The 16,513-nt window shown below is 63.3% G+C and carries 17 protein-coding genes and 1 tRNA gene; 16 read left to right on the forward strand and 2 right to left on the reverse strand.

What is annotated here, in order from left to right:
* Positions 1 to 20: 20 nt before the first annotated feature.
* The gene (locus JWQ90_RS21765) at positions 21 to 2,555 is read right to left on the reverse strand and encodes a glycogen/starch/alpha-glucan phosphorylase (protein ID WP_299697093.1); all 2,535 of its coding nucleotides are present in this window, start codon (positions 2,553 to 2,555) and stop codon (positions 21 to 23) included.
* 123 nt (positions 2,556 to 2,678) lie between these two features.
* Here JWQ90_RS21765 and lpdA point away from each other — a divergent pair, with 123 nt between their 5' ends.
* The 16 genes from lpdA (at position 2,679) to JWQ90_RS21845 (ending at position 15,382) form a co-directional block, all read left to right on the forward strand.
* Positions 2,679 to 4,121: a dihydrolipoyl dehydrogenase gene (gene lpdA / locus JWQ90_RS21770; protein ID WP_299697094.1), complete on the forward strand. Its 1,443-nt coding sequence runs from the start codon at positions 2,679 to 2,681 to the stop codon at positions 4,119 to 4,121.
* A 61-nt stretch (positions 4,122 to 4,182) separates the two neighbouring features.
* Positions 4,183 to 4,764: a YfaZ family outer membrane protein gene (locus JWQ90_RS21775; RefSeq protein ID WP_299697095.1), complete on the forward strand. Its 582-nt coding sequence runs from the start codon at positions 4,183 to 4,185 to the stop codon at positions 4,762 to 4,764.
* A 43-nt stretch (positions 4,765 to 4,807) separates the two neighbouring features.
* Complete coding sequence (locus JWQ90_RS21780) at positions 4,808 to 5,527, forward strand: YebC/PmpR family DNA-binding transcriptional regulator (protein WP_299697096.1); 720 nt, start codon at positions 4,808 to 4,810, stop codon at positions 5,525 to 5,527.
* A gap of 11 nt (positions 5,528 to 5,538) precedes the next feature.
* Positions 5,539 to 6,063 carry a crossover junction endodeoxyribonuclease RuvC gene (gene ruvC, locus JWQ90_RS21785; RefSeq protein ID WP_299697097.1) on the forward strand — a complete coding sequence of 175 codons (525 nt, stop codon included), beginning with the start codon at positions 5,539 to 5,541 and terminating at the stop codon, positions 6,061 to 6,063.
* A 140-nt stretch (positions 6,064 to 6,203) separates the two neighbouring features.
* A complete protein-coding gene (gene ruvA / locus JWQ90_RS21790; RefSeq protein WP_299697098.1) occupies positions 6,204 to 6,797 on the forward strand; it encodes a Holliday junction branch migration protein RuvA in 594 nt (197 codons plus the stop codon).
* Between the two features lie 19 nt (positions 6,798 to 6,816).
* The gene (gene ruvB, locus JWQ90_RS21795) at positions 6,817 to 7,845 is read left to right on the forward strand and encodes a Holliday junction branch migration DNA helicase RuvB (protein WP_366919570.1); all 1,029 of its coding nucleotides are present in this window, start codon (positions 6,817 to 6,819) and stop codon (positions 7,843 to 7,845) included.
* Complete coding sequence (gene ybgC / locus JWQ90_RS21800; RefSeq protein WP_299697100.1) at positions 7,842 to 8,264, forward strand: tol-pal system-associated acyl-CoA thioesterase; 423 nt, start codon at positions 7,842 to 7,844, stop codon at positions 8,262 to 8,264. Before ruvB ends, ybgC begins: the two co-directional genes overlap by 4 nt.
* A gap of 189 nt (positions 8,265 to 8,453) precedes the next feature.
* The gene (gene tolQ, locus JWQ90_RS21805; RefSeq protein WP_299697101.1) at positions 8,454 to 9,134 is read left to right on the forward strand and encodes a protein TolQ; all 681 of its coding nucleotides are present in this window, start codon (positions 8,454 to 8,456) and stop codon (positions 9,132 to 9,134) included.
* Positions 9,135 to 9,607: 473 nt separating this feature from the next.
* Positions 9,608 to 10,063, forward strand: coding sequence for a protein TolR (gene tolR, locus JWQ90_RS21810; RefSeq protein WP_299697102.1), 456 nt, complete (start codon positions 9,608 to 9,610; stop codon positions 10,061 to 10,063).
* A gap of 6 nt (positions 10,064 to 10,069) precedes the next feature.
* Positions 10,070 to 11,062, forward strand: coding sequence for a cell envelope integrity protein TolA (gene tolA, locus JWQ90_RS21815; protein WP_299697103.1), 993 nt, complete (start codon positions 10,070 to 10,072; stop codon positions 11,060 to 11,062).
* A 30-nt stretch (positions 11,063 to 11,092) separates the two neighbouring features.
* Entirely contained in the window at positions 11,093 to 12,385 is a 1,293-nt protein-coding gene (gene tolB / locus JWQ90_RS21820; protein WP_299697104.1) for a Tol-Pal system beta propeller repeat protein TolB, read from the forward strand.
* A 57-nt stretch (positions 12,386 to 12,442) separates the two neighbouring features.
* The gene (gene pal / locus JWQ90_RS21825) at positions 12,443 to 12,958 is read left to right on the forward strand and encodes a peptidoglycan-associated lipoprotein Pal (RefSeq protein WP_299697105.1); all 516 of its coding nucleotides are present in this window, start codon (positions 12,443 to 12,445) and stop codon (positions 12,956 to 12,958) included.
* 45 nt (positions 12,959 to 13,003) lie between these two features.
* Positions 13,004 to 13,819, forward strand: coding sequence for a tol-pal system protein YbgF (ybgF, locus tag JWQ90_RS21830; RefSeq protein WP_299697106.1), 816 nt, complete (start codon positions 13,004 to 13,006; stop codon positions 13,817 to 13,819).
* A gap of 14 nt (positions 13,820 to 13,833) precedes the next feature.
* The gene (queE, locus tag JWQ90_RS21835; protein WP_299697107.1) at positions 13,834 to 14,508 is read left to right on the forward strand and encodes a 7-carboxy-7-deazaguanine synthase QueE; all 675 of its coding nucleotides are present in this window, start codon (positions 13,834 to 13,836) and stop codon (positions 14,506 to 14,508) included.
* Entirely contained in the window at positions 14,505 to 15,182 is a 678-nt protein-coding gene (gene queC, locus JWQ90_RS21840) for a 7-cyano-7-deazaguanine synthase QueC (protein ID WP_299697108.1), read from the forward strand. The genes queE and queC overlap by 4 nt, the downstream gene beginning before the upstream one ends.
* A 124-nt stretch (positions 15,183 to 15,306) precedes the next feature.
* Positions 15,307 to 15,382, forward strand: a tRNA-Lys gene (locus JWQ90_RS21845).
* A gap of 24 nt (positions 15,383 to 15,406) precedes the next feature.
* Here JWQ90_RS21845 and JWQ90_RS21850 read toward each other — a convergent pair.
* Positions 15,407 to 16,465 (reverse strand): PHB depolymerase family esterase, encoded by a 1,059-nt coding sequence (locus JWQ90_RS21850; RefSeq protein WP_299697109.1) that lies wholly within the window; start codon positions 16,463 to 16,465, stop codon positions 15,407 to 15,409.
* Positions 16,466 to 16,513: the final 48 nt, after the last annotated feature.

The raw sequence follows: 16,513 nt of genomic DNA on the forward strand, positions 1-16,513 counted from the left end.
CCGCCACCGCTGCGCGGTGGCTACTGCATGAAATCCGCCTCGACATCTTCCTGGGTCAGCAGCCGCACCGGCACCTTGGTCACGGTCCAGATCTCCTTGCAGTACTGCTGGATCGTGCGATCCGAGGAGAACTTGCCGGAACGCGCGCTGTTGATGATCGCCATCCTGGTCCAGCGTGTCTGATCCTGGTAGACGCGGCTGACTTCGTCCTGACAGGCAAGATAGGCATCGAAGTCGGCGAGCAGGAAGTAGGGATCGTATTGCAGCAGCACATCGACCAGAGGCTTGAACACGCTGGTGTCGCCGCGGGCGAAATAGCCGCTGCTGATCAGGTCGAGCACTTCGCGCAGCGGCGCGCTTTTCTCGTAGCAGTCCATCGGCCGATAGCCGCGCGCCTGCCAGGCATAGACCTCCTGAGTGGTCAGGCCGAACTGGAAGAAATTCTCGGCGCCAACCTCTTCCATGATCTCGATGTTGGCGCCGTCCATCGTGCCGATGGTCAGCGCGCCATTCATCTGGAACTTCATGTTGCCGGTGCCGGAAGCCTCCTTGCCTGCGGTGGAGATCTGCTCGGACAAATCCGCTGCCGGATAAATGCGCTGGCCGTTGGTGACGCTGAAGTTCGGCAGGAACGCGACTTTCAGGCGGTCGCGCACATGCGGGTCGACATTCACCACATCGCCGATCGCGGTGATCAGTTTGATCATCAGCTTGGCCATGTGATAGCCCGGCGCGGCCTTGCCGCCGAAGATGAACGTGCGCGGCACGATGTCGGCGTTGGGGTCGGCCTTGATCCGCAGATACAGCGCGATGATATGCAGCGCCGCCAGATGCTGGCGCTTGTATTCGTGGATGCGCTTCACCTGCACGTCGAACAGCGAATCCGGATCGACGGTGATATGCAGGCGCCGGCCGATATGGGCCGCAAGCTCGGCCTTGTTGCCGCGCTTGACGGCCTGCCAGCGTTGCACGAACGCTGCATCCTGCACATGTGCTTCCAGACCGCGCAGCTGGTCGAGATCGCGGATCCAGCCGTCGCCTAGGGTTTCGGTGATCAGCGAGGTCAGCTTCGGATTCGCCAGCACGATCCAGCGGCGCGGCGTGACGCCGTTGGTCTTGTTGCTGAACTTGTCGGGCCACAGCTCGTAGAAATCTTTCAGCACGTCCTGCTTCAGCAACTCGGTGTGCAGATCGGCGACGCCGTTGATCGCGTGGCTGCCGACGCAGGCCAGATTCGCCATGCGCACGTAGCGTGGGCCGTGTTCTTCGATCAGCGACATGCGCGCTAGGCGCTCTTCATCGCCGAAGAAGCGCAGGCGCACCTGGTCCAGAAAACGGGCGTTGATCTCGTAGATGATCTCCAGATGCCGCGGCAGCGTGCGCTCGAACAGCGGCAGCGACCAGCGCTCCAGCGCTTCCGGCATCAGCGTGTGATTGGTGTAGCCGAAGCTTCTGCAGGTGATGTCCCAGGCGGTGTCCCAGTTGACCAGGTGTTCGTCGACCAGCAGGCGCATCAGTTCGGCGACGCCGATCGACGGATGCGTGTCGTTGAGCTGCACCGCGAATTTTTCGTGGAAGCGATCGATCGGAATGCCCTGGACTTTCAGGATGCGCAGCATGTCCTGCAGCGAGCAGGAGACGAAGAAATACTGCTGCTGCAGCCGCAGCTCCTTGCCCTGCTCCTGCTCGTCGTTCGGATACAGAACTTTCGACAGGTTCTCGGAGACGATCTTCTGCGTCACCGCCCCGGCGTAGTTGCCGCTGTTGAACTGGCCGAAGTCGAAAGACTCCGGCGCCTCGGCCTTCCACAGCCGCAGCGTGTTCGCGGTGTTGACGTGATAGCCGAGGATCGGCGTGTCGTAAGGCACGCCGTTGACGATGCGCGCCGGCACCCAGCGCACGCGCAGCCGCTGATGTTCGTCGGTGTATCGCTCGGTGCGGCCGCCGATCTTGATCTCGACCACCCATTCCGGGCGCGCCAGTTCCCAGGGGTTGCCGTAGCGCAGCCACTTGTCGGTTTTCTCGACCTGCCAGCCATCGACGAGTGTCTGGTGGAAGATGCCATATTCGTAACGTATGCCATAGCCCAGCGCCGGCACTTCCAGCGTCGCCAGGGAGTCGATGAAACAGGCGGCGAGGCGGCCCAGGCCGCCGTTGCCGAGGCCGGGTTCTTCTTCCTGATACAGCAGCTCTTCGATGTCGAGGCCGAGTTCACCGAGCATCTCGGCCGCGGTGTCGTAGATGCCGAGGTTGATCAGGTTGTTGCCCAGATGCGGGCCCATCAGGAACTCGGCGGACAGATAGCAGACCGTGCGCGACGCCTGCGTGGTATAGGCCGCTGCCGTGCTGATCCAGCGCTGCATCAGGCGGTCGCGGACCGTATGCGCGAGCGCCAGGTAATAGTCGGTCTGGGTCGCGAGCCTTGGAAACTTGCCCTGTACGTAAAGCAGGTTGTCGAGGAACGAGCGGTGCAGCGCGCGCTGGTCGAGTGCGGCGCGTTCGCTGACCGCACGGCGTTCGGGTTCGCGGTCCTTGTCAGGTGTTGTGCTGTCCATAACCGGCTCCATTGTTCTGTTCTTGTTGGTCCAGCCTGAGCGTCGCAAGTTTCATGCTGATGTTTTTCTGCGCCAGCGGCCAACACTAGGCGTTACAATATGCGCGATCAACGAGAGGAAAAAATGAGCGAAAACTACGACGTTATCGTGATCGGCGGCGGTCCGGCCGGTTATCCCGCCGCAATCCGCGCCGCCCAGCTCGGTTTCAAGACGGTCTGCATCGATGCCTGGATGAACACCGACAAGACGCCGGCTTTCGGCGGCACTTGCCTCAATGCGGGCTGCATTCCGTCCAAGGCCCTGCTGGAATCCTCGGAGCTGGTGCATCGCGCCCAGCACGAATTCGAAAAACACGGTATCAGTTCCGGCCCGGTCAGCTTCGACCTGGCCAAGATGCAGGCGCGCAAGACCAAGGTCTCGCGCGATCTCACCGGCGGTATCAAGGCGCTGTTCCAGGCGAACAAGGTCACCGGCCTGTTCGGTTACGGCAGGCTGCTCGGCGACGGCAAGGTCGAGTTCAAGGATCACGAAGGCAAGACCCAGGAGCTGGTCGGCAAGCACCTGGTGATCGCCACCGGCTCGGCACCGGTCAATCTGAAGATCGCGCCGTTCGACGGCGAGCGGATCATCGACAGCTGGGGCGCGCTGGACCTGGCCGAAGTGCCCAAGCGCCTGGGCGTGATCGGCGCCGGCGTGATCGGCACCGAGCTGGGCAGTGTCTGGAACCGGCTCGGCGCCAAGACCGTCATCATCGAAGCGCTGCCGAGCTTCCTGCCGATGGTCGATCAGGCCGTCGCCAAGGAGACACTGAAGCATTTGCTCAAGCAGGGCCTCGACATCCGACTGGGTGCCAAGGTGCTAGCCGCCAAGGCCGGCAAGGACAGCGTCACCGTCGAGTACGAGCAGAACGGCGAATCGAGGACCGAAGAGTTCGACAAGCTGGTGGTCGCGGTCGGCCGGCGCCCGTACACCGATGGTGTCGGAGCCAAGGAGCTGGGGGTCGCGTTCGACGAGCGCGGCTTCGTCAAGGTCGATGCGCACTACAAGACCAGTGTCCCCGGCATTTACGCGGTCGGCGACGTGATCGGCAATCCGATGCTGGCGCACAAGGCGATCGAAGAGGGCGTGGCGCTGGCCGAGCAGCTCGCCGGTCATCACACGCAGCTGAACTACAACGCGATCCCGTCGGTGATCTACACCTCGCCGGAAGTGGCCTGGGTGGGCTTGTCCGAGGAGCAGGCCAAGGCCGCGGGGTTCGAGGTCAAGACCGGCACCGCGTCGTTCGTGCCGTCCGGCCGTGCCAAGGCGATGGAGCAGAATATCGGCATCTGCAAGGTGATCGCCGACGTCAAGACCGATCGCATACTCGGCGTGCATATGGTCGGCCCTCACACTTCGGAGATGATCGCCGAGTCGGTGCTGGCGCTGGAATATTCGGCGACCTGCGAAGACATCGCGCTGACCATTCATGGCCATCCTTCGTTGTCGGAAACCTTTCATGACGCGGTGTTGCTGGTCGACGGCCGCGCCGTGCACGCGGTCAACAAGCCGCCGCGCAAAGCCTGAAAAAATGGCCTAAAAAAAAGCGCTACAAAAGCACGCTACAAAAGCAAAGGAACGAAAAATAATGACCAAGCTCCATGGATGGCTGGCTGTCGTACTACTCACCGCGACGGCCTTGCCGGCGCATGCGGAAACCTTCGACCTCAACATCAACGACGCCGCCGTGTTCGGCCAGTTCAACGGCCCCTTGTCTCATGTGTTCAACAATACCGATGGCGAATACCAGCTCGGCGGCCTGTACAGCGACGACAAGAACACCCGCCTGACCAACCTCCACGCCGGCCTGATGTTGACCGGCGACGCCGGTGCACAGGAAGCAAGGCTGACGGCCGGCATCGGCTTGCGCGGCCAGTACACCGACACCAAGTACGACACCGGCGGTGGCGGCGCGATCGGCGGCCAGTTCGACCTGCGTTTTGCCGGTTTCGAGCGCCTGGGGTTCCAGGGCTACCTCTGGTACCAGCCGAAGGTGTTGAGCCTCGGCGATATCGAGGATCAGCTCGAATTCGCGCTGACGGCCGACTACCAGGTCCTGCGTAACGCCGCGGTTTATCTGGGCTATCGCAAGCTGCGCCTCGACCCGGACAACGGCCACGCCTATACCGCGGATGACGGCGCCATTTTCGGTCTGCGCCTGACGTTTTGAGCTGACGTTTTAGAGTTTAGAAAACACCAGGAGGAAGGCCTTCATGGGTCGTGGTCCGAGTATCGAAGGCCGCAAGAATGCGGTCGATGCGGTCAAGGCGAAGCTGTTCACCAAGCTGATCCGCGAGATCGGCTTGTCGGTGCGCGCAGCCGGCCCCGACCCGGCCGGCAATCCGCGCCTGCGGCTGGCGGTGTCGCGCGCGCTGGACGTCAACATGACCAAGGACCGTATCGAGGCGGCGATCAAGCGTGCCAGCGGCGAAGGTGCCGAGGCGCCGCAGGAAGTCCGCTACGAAGGCTATGGTCCGGGCGGCATCGCGGTGCTGGTCGACTGTGTGACCGACAATCCGACGCGCACCGTCGCCGAAGTCCGCCATGCGTTCTCGAAAAACGGCGGCCACATGGGCACCAGCGGCTCGGTCGCGTTCCAGTTCACCGAGGTCGGCCAGCTGTGGTTCGACCTCAGCGACGATGCCTCGCTGGAAGAAAAGATCATGGAAGCCGCTCTCGAAGCGGGCGCCGACGACGTACAGGCCGATGCGGGCTGGTGCGAGGTGCTGACCACTCCCGGGACTTTCGAGTCGGTGAAGGCCGCGCTGCTCGCGGCCGGCCTTAGGCCAGCGCAGTCGCGCGTGTTGCAGCGGCCTTCCAACCGGGTCGCGGTCGAGGGCGAGGCGGCGGACTCGCTGCGCAAGCTGCTGGAGCGGATCGAAGAGCTCGACGACGTGCAAGAGGTCTATCACAACGCCGACCTGCCGGACTGAGCGGCGCGAGCGTGGCCACGCCGACCGTGCGGATACTTGGCATCGACCCTGGCTCCAGAACGACGGGTTGGGGCGTCATCGATTCCAGCGGCTACAAGAGTCTGCATATCGCGCATGGCTGCCTGGCCGTCGGTGCGGGTGAGCTGCCGGAGCGCTTGCTGAAGATCCTGCGCGGCCTGTCCGAGCTGATCGGCGAATACCGGCCCGAGGAAGTCGCGATCGAAGAGACTTTCGTCAATCGCGCGAACCCGCAGAGTGCCCTGGTGCTGGGGCAGGCGCGCGGCGCCGCGATCTGTGCGATCGCCGGCGCCGGGGTGCCGATGGCGGAGTACGCGGCCGCCCAGGTCAAGATGGCGATCGTCGGCAATGGCCGCGCCGACAAGGACCAGGTCCAGCACATGGTCAAGGTGCTGCTGAACCTGCAGCAGAAGCTGGCCACCGATGCCTCGGACGCGCTGGCGGTGGCGTTGACCCACGCCCATGTGCGCGGCACGCGCGTCCGCGCCGGCATCGCGCTGAGCAAGAGCTGGGGTTGATGTAGGTCGGCAATCCCTTGCCGACGTGCGCCCTTTCCCAACTGACACGTCGGCAAGGGATTGCCGACCTACGGTCGATGCGCGTCGGGAGCAACGGAGTTTCGTTGGGTCGACGTACAAAAGCCGGCATACTTCGCCTCATGATCGGACGACTCAGCGGCAAACTCATCGCCAAGCAACCGCCGCTGTTGCTGCTCGACGTCGGCGGCGTCGGCTACGAGCTCGAGGCGCCGATGTCGACCTTCTACAAGCTGCCGCCACTGGGCGAGCAGGTCACGCTGCAAACCCATCTGACGATCCGCGAAGACGCGCACCTGCTGTTCGGCTTTGCGTCGAATGTCGAAAAAAGCCTGTTTCGCGAACTGATCAAGGTTTCCGGCGTGGGCCCGAAGCTCGCCCTGGCGCTGCTGTCCGGCACCAGCGTCGATGATTTCTGGACTACGGTCCGCGCCAGCGATGTGATGCGCCTGACCAAGATTCCCGGCGTCGGCAAGAAGACCGCCGAGCGCCTGATCGTCGAGATGCGCGACAAGGCCGGAGCCGGCGGCGACGTCGTCACGCTGCCCGGCGCGATACCGTCCGGCCCGGCATCGCCGCTGCAGGAAGCGCGCACCGCGCTGGCGGCGCTGGGCTACAAGCCGGTCGAGATCCAGCGTTTCACCGAGGCTGTGCACAAGGACGGCATGAGCACCGAGCAGATCATCCAGGAGGCGCTGCGCCGTGCGGTCCGCTGACAGCAGCGAGGGCCGCACCGTGTCGGCGCGCGTCGGCGGCGGCGACGAGGAGCGCGTCGAGCGCGCGATCCGCCCGAGCAAGCTCGCCGATTACGTCGGCCAGCCGGCGGTGCGCGAGCAGATGGGCATCGCGATCGAGGCCGCGCGGCGTCGCAACGAGGCGCTGGATCACGTGTTGATCTTCGGCCCGCCGGGCCTGGGCAAGACCACGCTCGCGCACATTCTGGCGGAGGAAATGGGCGTGAATCTGCGCCAGACCTCGGGCCCGGTGCTGGAGCGCGCCGGCGATCTGGCGGCGCTGCTGACCAACCTCGAGCCGCGGGATCTGCTGTTCATCGACGAGATCCACCGGTTGTCGCCGGTCGTCGAGGAGGTGCTGTATCCGGCGATGGAGGACTACCAGCTCGACATCATGATCGGCGAGGGTCCGGCGGCGCGTTCGATCCGCCTCGACCTGCCGCCGTTCACACTGGTCGGTGCGACCACGCGCGCCGGCGCGCTGACCTCGCCGCTGCGCGACCGCTTCGGCATCGTGCAGCGGCTCGAGTTTTATTCGATCGAGGATCTGACCCGCATCGTCGTGCGCTCCGCCGGCATCCTGCGCACGCCGATCGACGCCGAGGGCGCGCACGAGATCGCGCGCCGTGCGCGCGGCACGCCGCGTATCGCCAACCGCCTGCTGCGCCGGGTGCGCGACTACGCCGAGGTGCGCGGGCAGGGCGTGATCACCCAGCAGATGGCCGTTGAGGCAATGAAGCTGCTTGATGTCGATACCAATGGCTTCGACGTGATGGATCGAAAGTTGCTGCTGATGCTGATCGAACGCTTCGATGGCGGCCCGGCCGGCATCGACAACCTGGCCGCCGCGATCGGCGAGTCCCGCGACACCATCGAAGACGTGATCGAGCCCTACCTGATCCAGCAGGGCTACCTGATGCGCACGCCGCGCGGACGCATCGCCGGGCGGCTCGCCTACCAGCATTACGGCCTCAAACCACCGCGCGAGCTCGAGGCTCGCATCATCCCCGACCTGTTCGAAGGCCCATGACTTCGCCGACCTCCGCAGCAACCTCTGGCCCGACTCATATCCATCCGCTGCGGGTCTACTGGGAGGACACCGACGCCTCGGGCGTGGTCTATCACGCCAACTACCTGCGCTGGTTCGAGCGCGCCCGCACCGAATGGCTGCGCGCGCTGGGCTACAGCCAGGACAAGCTGATGAGCGAAGTCGGCATCGCCTTCACGGTCGCCAGTATCGACATCCTGTATCGGCGGCCGGCGCGGCTCGACGACCAGGTCGAGGTGTTCACCTCGATCGCCGAGTTGAAGAATGTCAGCCTGATTTTCAGCCAGGTGCTGCGGCGTACCGAAGCGCCCGACGAGGTTCTGGCCAAGGCCAGCGTGCGCGTTGCCTGTGTGGACGCGAAGACTTTCATGCCCAAGCGGATTCCGGCACTGGGTTGGTGACCCTGGCAGCCAGTCGGGCTGCCAGGGTGCCGCAAGGCAGCATTCACCGTCGATTCATTCCCAGACGACACAGTGTTCACCCTATAATTCGGGTGCTTTGCGGCCGGCGATGCGCTGGCCGCTGCAAGTGCTTCCCGTGTTTCTACAATTCCAATCAATCAGATTCAATCAAGCAGAGGTTCTCAGGGAATGAACGGCAACCTGTCGCTGGCGCAACTGATCACGCAAGCGAGCGTCCCGGTCCAATTCATCATGGCCTTGTTGATCCTGGCGTCCGTCAGCTCCTGGGCGGTGATCTTCGCCAAGCGCAGCCTGCTGTCGCGCACCCGCAAGCAGGCCGAAGGTTTCGAGAACCGTTTCTGGTCCGGCGGCACGCTGGTCGATCTCTATGAGAGCACCCGCCGCGGCAAGGAAGACGAGGGCCTGATCCCGATCTTCACCGCCGGTTTCGAGGAATATTCGCGCCAGCAGCAGGGCGGACGCATGGACCCGGAAGACGTGATCGCCGCAGTTCAGCGCCAGATGCGCGTCGCCCAGGTGCGTGAAATCGAGAAGCTCGAAGGCGGCCTGTCGATGCTCGCCACGGTCGGTTCGGTGAGCCCCTACGTCGGTCTGCTCGGCACGGTCTGGGGCATCATGAGCGCGTTCATCGCGATCGGCAGCGCCAAGAACGCCTCGCTGGCGATGGTCGCTCCCGGCATCGCCGAAGCGCTGATCGCCACCGCGATCGGCCTGTTCGCGGCGATCCCGGCGGTCGTCGCCTACAACTTCTTCACCAATTCGGTCGAGAGCCTCGAGAACCGCTACGCCACGTTCACCGACGAGATGATCGGCATCATCGAGCGCGCGCTGCGCACTGCCAAGGCTTGATGAAGCGGCTATCGGATGCCTAGAAAAATGAGCGAGCTGGACGATACTAAGCCCAACGCCAGTAAAGCCTCACGCAGAGCCTTCGCCGCCGTCTGCCTGCAAGGCGCGGCTGCGCCGGCAGGGTCATTCCCTGTCAAGCAGACGCAACGCAGCAGGCGGGCGGCGGCGAAGGCTCCCTCCGGGCGAGGCCTGTCGGCCCTTCTGGCGGCGTTGCCGTCGCTCGCCATAGGCTCGCTATGCCAGCGCGCCGGCGCCTTGCCACAAGCGCCGACAGGCCTCGCTGCGCGAGGCTTTACTGGCGTTGGGCTTAGTATGCGCGGCGCTAGCCGGCTCCTGCGGGATGGCCGCTTCATCAAAACGGAGCATGGCTTTTTGCTTGTTGCTCCGGCCACTATCGGGTGCGTTAACAGGAGCGGTGTAAGCATGCGAGCTGAGGTTCCCCGTTTTGATTGTCAGTGGCCGGAGCAGTAAGCATGGGCGCCTCGGTCAGCCCCCGCGGGGGCAAGAAGCGGCGCTTGAACGCCGAGATGAACGTCGTGCCGTATATCGACGTGATGCTGGTGCTGCTGATCATCTTCATGGTCACTGCGCCGCTGCTGACCCAGGGTATCGACGTCGAGCTGCCCGAGGCCGACGCGGCGAACATCACGCAAGGCGAAGAACCGATCACGCTGTCGGTCAGCCGCGATGGCCAGCTGTTCCTCAACGTCGGCGAGAACCGCAGCAGTGCGCTGTCCGACGAGGAGGTCGTGCAGCAGGCCGGCGCGATCGCGCGCAACAAGCCCCAGGAAATGTTCCTGGTCGAGGGCGATGCCAAGGTTCCTTATGAATCGGTCGCTCGCGGCATGTCGCTGCTGCAGACGGCTGGCGTCAAGAAGATCGGCTTCGTAACTTCGCCGGTGGCTCCGACTACCAAGAAGAAGCGCTAAGCGCGCATGCCTGCGAATTCTCGCCACTTCGGGCTTGCGATTGCGGTCCACGTCATCCTGTTGCTGTTCCTGCTGGTTGGCGTGCATTGCTCGCCGACCATGGTGCCGCCGACGCCGATGACCGTCGTGATGGTCAATCCCGCATCGACCAAGGCGAACACTCAGACGCCGACCCCGGTCGTTATCGACGAGCAGAAGCGCGACGATCACGACGATCAGGTCAAAGCCGAGCAGGCGCAGAAGCGGCAGGAAGAACAGAAAAAAGTCGAGCAGAAGAAGCAGGACGACGCCAAGCAGGCCGAGCAGCAGAAAACCGAGCAAAAAAAGCAGCAGGACGACCTGAAGAAGCAGCAGGAAGACCAGCAGAAAAAAGCCGACGATGCCAAGAAACTGGCCGAGACCGAGCAGAAGAAGCAGGCTGATCTGGCGCTGAAAAAAGCTCAGGAAGAAGAGCAGAAAAAGCAGGCTGACGCCGCCGCAAAAGCCAAGGCTGAGGCCGAAAAGGCCAAGGCCGACGCTGACGCCAAGAAGGCGGCCGCCGAGGCGGAAGCCAAGGCTCAGGCCGAGGCCGAGGCCAAGCGCAAGCAGGAAGAAGCGCGCAAGGCCGCCGAAGAGAAGAAGCGCCAGGAAGAAGCCGCACGCCGGGCACAGGAAGATCTGGCGCGTCAGGCAATGGCGGAAGAAGCCGCCCGCATGGAGGCCGAGCGTATAGCTGGCATTCAGGCGAGTTGGGGTCAGATCCTCGCGGCGTATATCGCGCAGTACTGGGAGCGCTCGCTGAATCTGCCCGCTGGCCTGAAGTGCCGTGTCGCAATTACCCTGCTGCCGAGTGGCTCGGTCCAGGATGTCCGGATCGTGCAGGGCTCGGGTGTTCCGGCCTTCGACGATTCGGTGATTCGCGCGGTCCAAAAGGCGAGTCCGCTGCCGCTGCCGCAGGATCCGAAAGCGTTTCAGCGCAACATCACCGCCGTGTTCACTCCCGAAATGCTCAAGCAGTAAACCCTTGGTGTGTCTATGAGAAATGCCTCGATGAAAGGAATCTATCGCTTCATCCTCGTGCTGTCGGTGTTCTGTGCGAGCCCGGCTTTTGCAGACCTGGATATCACCGTGACCGGTGGTGTCGCCGGCGCGCAGCCGATCGCGATCGTGCCGTTTTCGAGCAACGACGGCCTGCAGACCGATGTTGCCAGTGTGATCGACGCTGATTTGTCACGCAGCGGCATGTTCCGGACCTTGCCGCGCGGCGACATGCTGGAGAAGCCGGACGATCCCAGCCGCGTCGATTTCCGCAACTGGCGTTCGGTCAACATGAACAACGTCGTGGTCGGCAAGCTCAACCATGCTCCGGGCAGCGACCGGGTTTCCTCACGCTTCTTCCTTCTCGATGTGATCACTGGCCAGCAGTTGATCGCGTATGACATGCCGCCAGTGGCGCCGGATCAGCTGCGCTACGTGGCGCATCAGATCGCCGATCTGATCTTCGAGCGCCTGACCGGCATCCCCGGCGTATTCAACACAAAGATCGCCTACGTGACCTCGGCCGGTCTGGGCCCGACGCGCAGCTATCAGTTGATCATCGCCGACGCCGACGGCTACAACCCGCGCACCATCGCCAGCTCGCGTGAAACGCTGATGTCGCCGTCGTGGTCGCCAGATCGCAAGAAGCTCGCTTATGTCGGTTACGAACGCGGCCGCTCCGGCATCTACATCCACGACATCGCCAGCGGCCAGGTCAAGAAGATCCTCGCCGAGAAGGGCATCAACGGCTCGCCCGCGTGGTCGCCGGATGGCACCAAGCTCGCCATTACTCTGTCGTTCGAGACCAACCCCGACATCTATATTCTGGATTTGCAGAGCGGCCAGCGTAAGCGTCTGACCGATCATTACGGCATCGATACCGAGGCTTCGTTCTCGCCGGATGGACAATCGATCGTGTTTACGTCGGATCGTGGCGGACAGCCCCAGATTTACAAGATGTCGGTCGCGGGCGGCGAACCCCAGCGCATCACTTTCCAGGGCCGGCAGAATCTGGACGCCAGTTTTTCTCCGGACGGAAAGTCCCTGACTCTGGTGAATCTGGACGAAGGGCGCTATCGTATCGCGCTCCTTGATTTGGCTAATGGCAATCTTCGCATTCTCAGTGAGGGCGGACTGGACGAAAGTCCCAGCTTCGCTCCCAACGGCGCGGTGATCATCTACGCGACCCAGGTTCGCGGTGGTGGCGCCGAGCTTGCAACCGTTACCACGGACGGTCGTGTACGGCAGAGGCTGCATCAGCCAGGCGAGGTTAGAGAACCATCATGGTCTCCGTTGGCAAAATAAGTCTCATAGTTTCAGCATTCCCATAAAAATCGGGTCGTTTCTTCAGGAGTTGGAAAAATGTTCAAGCAAATTCTCGTTTCTTCGGTTGTCGTCGCGAGCCTCGCGCTCACCGCCTGCGCCAGCAGCGGCAAAAAGAATGCACCGCCGCCTCCGCCGCCGGTCAATAACAGCGGCATGGCCGGCTACGGTGCGTCCGACAGCAGTGTCAGCGGTACCGGTCTCGGCGGCGGTCTGGCTGATCTGGCCAACAAGAAGACGGTGTACTTCGAGTACGACAGCAGCGATCTGAGCGCCGAAGGCCAGGGTGTTGCCGCCGCCTGGGCCAAGTACCTGGCCGCCAACCCGAGCGTTCGCGTTCGCCTGGAAGGCAATGCCGACGAGCGCGGCACCCGCGAATACAACGTCGGCCTCGGCGAGCATCGCGCCAATGCCGTGCAGGCTGCGCTGGCCTCGGGTGGTGTTTCTGCCAGCCAGATCAGCGTCGTCAGCTATGGCGAAGAGCGTCCGGTCGCTGCCGGGCACGACGAAGCCGCTTATGCGCTGAATCGTCGCGTCGACATCGTTCAGCAGTAAGCTTCGCGCGTTCAGCTGATCCGTATCCTGAAGGAGTAGGTCTCAATGATGGGTCACCGTCTTTCCGCGTTGATGGGCGTGTCTCTGCTTGCTCTCAGTGGCTGCGCGGATTTCGGTGGGCCGATCAACGGTTCCGGGCAGCCGGTGCTCTCGCCACAAGAGCGCCGGCTGCAGGATCTGGAGAACAAGACGGCGCAGATGTCGCGCCGGCTCGATGCGATCAACTCGAGCGGACAGGATCAGGATCTGATCCGCCTGCGCGACGAGGTTCGCGATCTGCGCGGCATGGTGGAAAAACTGCGCTACGACAGCGATCAGCGGGATCGCGCCGCCAAGGATCAGTACCAGGATCTGAACGGCCGTCTGCAGCGTTTTGAAGGTAGCGCTCCGCCGGTGGTGTCCGGCGCGCCAGCTACCTATCCGGGTGCAACTCCGGGCACGATTTCGTCGGGCCCGACGCCGCAGCGTCCGACCGTCGCTTCGCCGGAGGAGGAGTCCGCGTATCTTGCGACTTTCGATCTGCTGAAGAACGGCAAGTACGACGATGCGATCCGCGGTTTCAAATCGATGCTCGAGCAGTGGCCGCAGGGCCGCTACGCGGACAACGCCTGGTACTGGATGGGCGAAGCCAACTACGTCAAGCGCGACTACAGCGCGGCGCTGAGCAGTTTCCAATCGCTGGTGGATCGTTTCCCCACCAGCCCCAAGCTGGCCGACGGCCTGTACAAGGTCGGTCTGTGCCAGATCGAACTCAGGCGCACCAGCGAGGCCAAGGCCACGCTGCAACGCGTGACCCGCGAGTTCCCGACATCCAATGCTTCCAATCTGTCACGGCAGAAATTGGAACAGCTAGGCGGTTGATGCATGAGTTGGGCATGACTTCGGCCGTCGCGGCGCCGGTGGCGCGACAGACACGGCTGAAGATCACCGAGATTTTCCTGTCGCTGCAGGGCGAGTCCTCCAGCATCGGCTGGCCCACGGTGTTCGTGCGGCTCACCGGTTGCCCCTTGCGCTGCCAATACTGCGATACCGAATACGCGTTCTACGGCGGCGCCTGGCGTGCTATCGACGATGTGCTGGCCGAAGTATCCAGGCTCGGCGCCCGGCATGTTTGCGTGACCGGCGGCGAACCGCTGGCCCAGAAGAACTGCTTCCAATTGCTGACCCGACTCTGCGATCTCGGGCATTCGGTGTCGCTGGAAACCAGCGGCGCGCTCGACGTGAGCGCGGTCGATCCGCGGGTGACGCGAGTCATCGACGTCAAGACGCCGGGCTCGGGCGAGCAGGCGCGCAACCACTGGCCGAATCTCGATGCGCTGCGTGCGCATGACGAAATCAAGTTCGTGCTGTGCTCACGCGAGGATTACGACTGGGCGCGCGCGATCGTGCAGCAGCGGGATCTGAGCAGCCGATGCATGGTGCTGTTCTCGCCCAGCCATCACCAGCTCAGCCCGCGCGAACTTGCTGACTGGATCGTCGCGGATCGTCTGCCGGTCCGCTTCCAGATGCAGTTGCACAAGCAGTTGTGGGGAGAGGAGGCAGGGCGATGAGCGATCAACCTCGCGGTGTGATTCTGCTGTCGGGCGGCCTGGATTCGGCCACGGTGCTGGCGATCGCGCGCGATCAGGGCTACGAGACCTACGCCATCTCGGTGGCCTACGGACAGCGCCACTCCGCCGAGATAAAAGCCTCGGCAGACGTGGCGCTGAGCCTGGGCGCGAAACGCCATCAGGTGATGCATGTGAACCTCAACGACGTCGGCGGATCGGCGCTGACCGATCGCTCGATCGCGGTTCCGGAGTCGCCCGGCGATGGCATTCCCGTCACCTATGTGCCGGCGCGCAACACGCTGTTCCTGTCGCTGGCGCTGGGCTGGGCCGAGATTCTTGGATCCACCGATATCTTCATCGGCGTCAACGCGGTCGACTACTCCGGCTACCCGGACTGCCGTCCCGAGTTCATCGCGGCATTCGAGCGGCTGGCCAATGTGGCGACCAAGGCCGGCGTCGAAGGCAAGCGCTTCAAGGTGCACACGCCCTTGATCGATCTGAGCAAGGCCGACATCGTGCGCTGGGGCACGAGGCTGGGCGTGAACTACGCCGAGACCGTGTCCTGCTATCAGGCCGATGATCGCGGCTACGCCTGCGGCCGTTGCGACTCCTGCCGCCTGCGCCGTGCCGGTTTCGACAGCGCCGGCGTCCCGGACCCGACGCGCTATTACTGATCATTGCCGCGATGCGGCACCGGTGAAGTTTCCAGTGCTGCGTCGCGGCCCGCTATTCAACGATGCGGCCTCATCCAGTATGATGCGCGGCTCGCCGGACCGGCATCGCCGTTTTTGGTTCTGGGGGTCGTTAGCTCAGTCGGTAGAGCAGTTGACTTTTAATCAATTGGTCGATGGTTCGAATCCATCACGACCCACCAATAAGTAGTCCGGCGGCTGGATCGCTATCGTGTGTAGCGCGCGAAGAAATCGAACAGGATGCTGGTCGCATCGATATCCGTGCTCGTGGTGCCGATAAGCGGAATCGGTAAATACTGCCAACCGCCCGGCCAGGCATGTCCGCCCCCGGTAACGGCATAACGGGCCACCTCTTTGCCTGAGCCGCAGGTCTCGTTGACGATTCGCTGGACCGTGGTCCCGTCAGCGGTGCTGTCCGGCAGGTCGGTAACGACTGCAGCACTGGTGTCGCATCCGTTGCGCTGTGCCCAGAACGCCAGAGTGTTGTCGGCGGAACGGATGTTGCCAATTCCGCCGTAGGGAACAATCGGATCAGAGGTGCCGACGATGAGCGTTATCGGCCGCGGCAGGCCAGTCGTGCAGGAACCGGCTAGGCCATTGCGCAGCGCGGCGGAAACCACGCCCACCGCCGCCAGGCGATCCGACAATTCGCAGCTGAGCCGCTGGCTCATGAAGCCGCCATTGGAAAGGCCCGCTGCATAAACCCGGTCGGGATCGAGGCCATAGCCGGTGACGGCGATGTCGATGACGCGCGAAATGAAGCCGACATCGTCCTTGCTCGGATCCGAATTTGCCGGATCGTCGTCCCAGACTCCATTCACCGCAGCCGGCAGAAAAACCCAGAGACCGCGCGCCGCGACCTGCGGCGCGATCTCGGCCAGGTTCGCCTGATTCTGCGGGGTGCCGCCGTTTCCATGGAGCATGACGACGGCCGCCACCCCGGTGGTCGCCGGCTCTGGCCTGACGACGATGATGGTGCGGCTGTTGCCGTTATGAGTCACGGTCAGATCGAAAGCCGCGGTGCCCGGTACCAGTTCCAGGGTACGGCCTTGAATGCGGATGACCGTGTGCTGGACAAATTCAGGTGCGATTTGCGTCACGCCGACCAGCACTCCAGCGAAAGGATCCGTCACGGTTCCGATAACGTTCGAGACGGTACTCACCACGCCGCCATAGATCTCTGTCACCAGGTTGCTGGCATATCCGCCGAACGAACAAAGGCTCAGACTGCCTAGCGCGACCCATCTCGCAATGGAAAATTTCATTTTGTCTCCTGCACGTTTTCAGGCAACCTCGCCTCAAAAGGTTTTGCC

Origin of the sequence: Hydrocarboniphaga sp., from assembly GCF_028291725.1 — a bacterium.
In the GTDB taxonomy this organism is placed as follows: Bacteria; Pseudomonadota; Gammaproteobacteria; order Nevskiales; family Nevskiaceae; genus Hydrocarboniphaga.

Coding starts and splice junctions, on each gene's coding strand:
- JWQ90_RS21765 (WP_299697093.1), bottom strand. CDS start 2,555: ATGGACAGCACAACACCTGACAAGGACCGCGAACCCGAACGCCGTGCG.
- lpdA (WP_299697094.1), top strand. CDS start 2,679: ATGAGCGAAAACTACGACGTTATCGTGATCGGCGGCGGTCCGGCCGGT.
- JWQ90_RS21775 (WP_299697095.1), top strand. CDS start 4,183: ATGACCAAGCTCCATGGATGGCTGGCTGTCGTACTACTCACCGCGACG.
- JWQ90_RS21780 (WP_299697096.1), top strand. CDS start 4,808: ATGGGTCGTGGTCCGAGTATCGAAGGCCGCAAGAATGCGGTCGATGCG.
- ruvA (WP_299697098.1), top strand. CDS start 6,204: ATGATCGGACGACTCAGCGGCAAACTCATCGCCAAGCAACCGCCGCTG.
- ybgC (WP_299697100.1), top strand. CDS start 7,842: ATGACTTCGCCGACCTCCGCAGCAACCTCTGGCCCGACTCATATCCAT.
- tolQ (WP_299697101.1), top strand. CDS start 8,454: ATGAACGGCAACCTGTCGCTGGCGCAACTGATCACGCAAGCGAGCGTC.
- tolR (WP_299697102.1), top strand. CDS start 9,608: ATGGGCGCCTCGGTCAGCCCCCGCGGGGGCAAGAAGCGGCGCTTGAAC.
- tolA (WP_299697103.1), top strand. CDS start 10,070: ATGCCTGCGAATTCTCGCCACTTCGGGCTTGCGATTGCGGTCCACGTC.
- tolB (WP_299697104.1), top strand. CDS start 11,093: ATGAAAGGAATCTATCGCTTCATCCTCGTGCTGTCGGTGTTCTGTGCG.
- pal (WP_299697105.1), top strand. CDS start 12,443: ATGTTCAAGCAAATTCTCGTTTCTTCGGTTGTCGTCGCGAGCCTCGCG.
- ybgF (WP_299697106.1), top strand. CDS start 13,004: ATGATGGGTCACCGTCTTTCCGCGTTGATGGGCGTGTCTCTGCTTGCT.
- queE (WP_299697107.1), top strand. CDS start 13,834: ATGACTTCGGCCGTCGCGGCGCCGGTGGCGCGACAGACACGGCTGAAG.
- queC (WP_299697108.1), top strand. CDS start 14,505: ATGAGCGATCAACCTCGCGGTGTGATTCTGCTGTCGGGCGGCCTGGAT.
- JWQ90_RS21850 (WP_299697109.1), bottom strand. CDS start 16,465: ATGAAATTTTCCATTGCGAGATGGGTCGCGCTAGGCAGTCTGAGCCTT.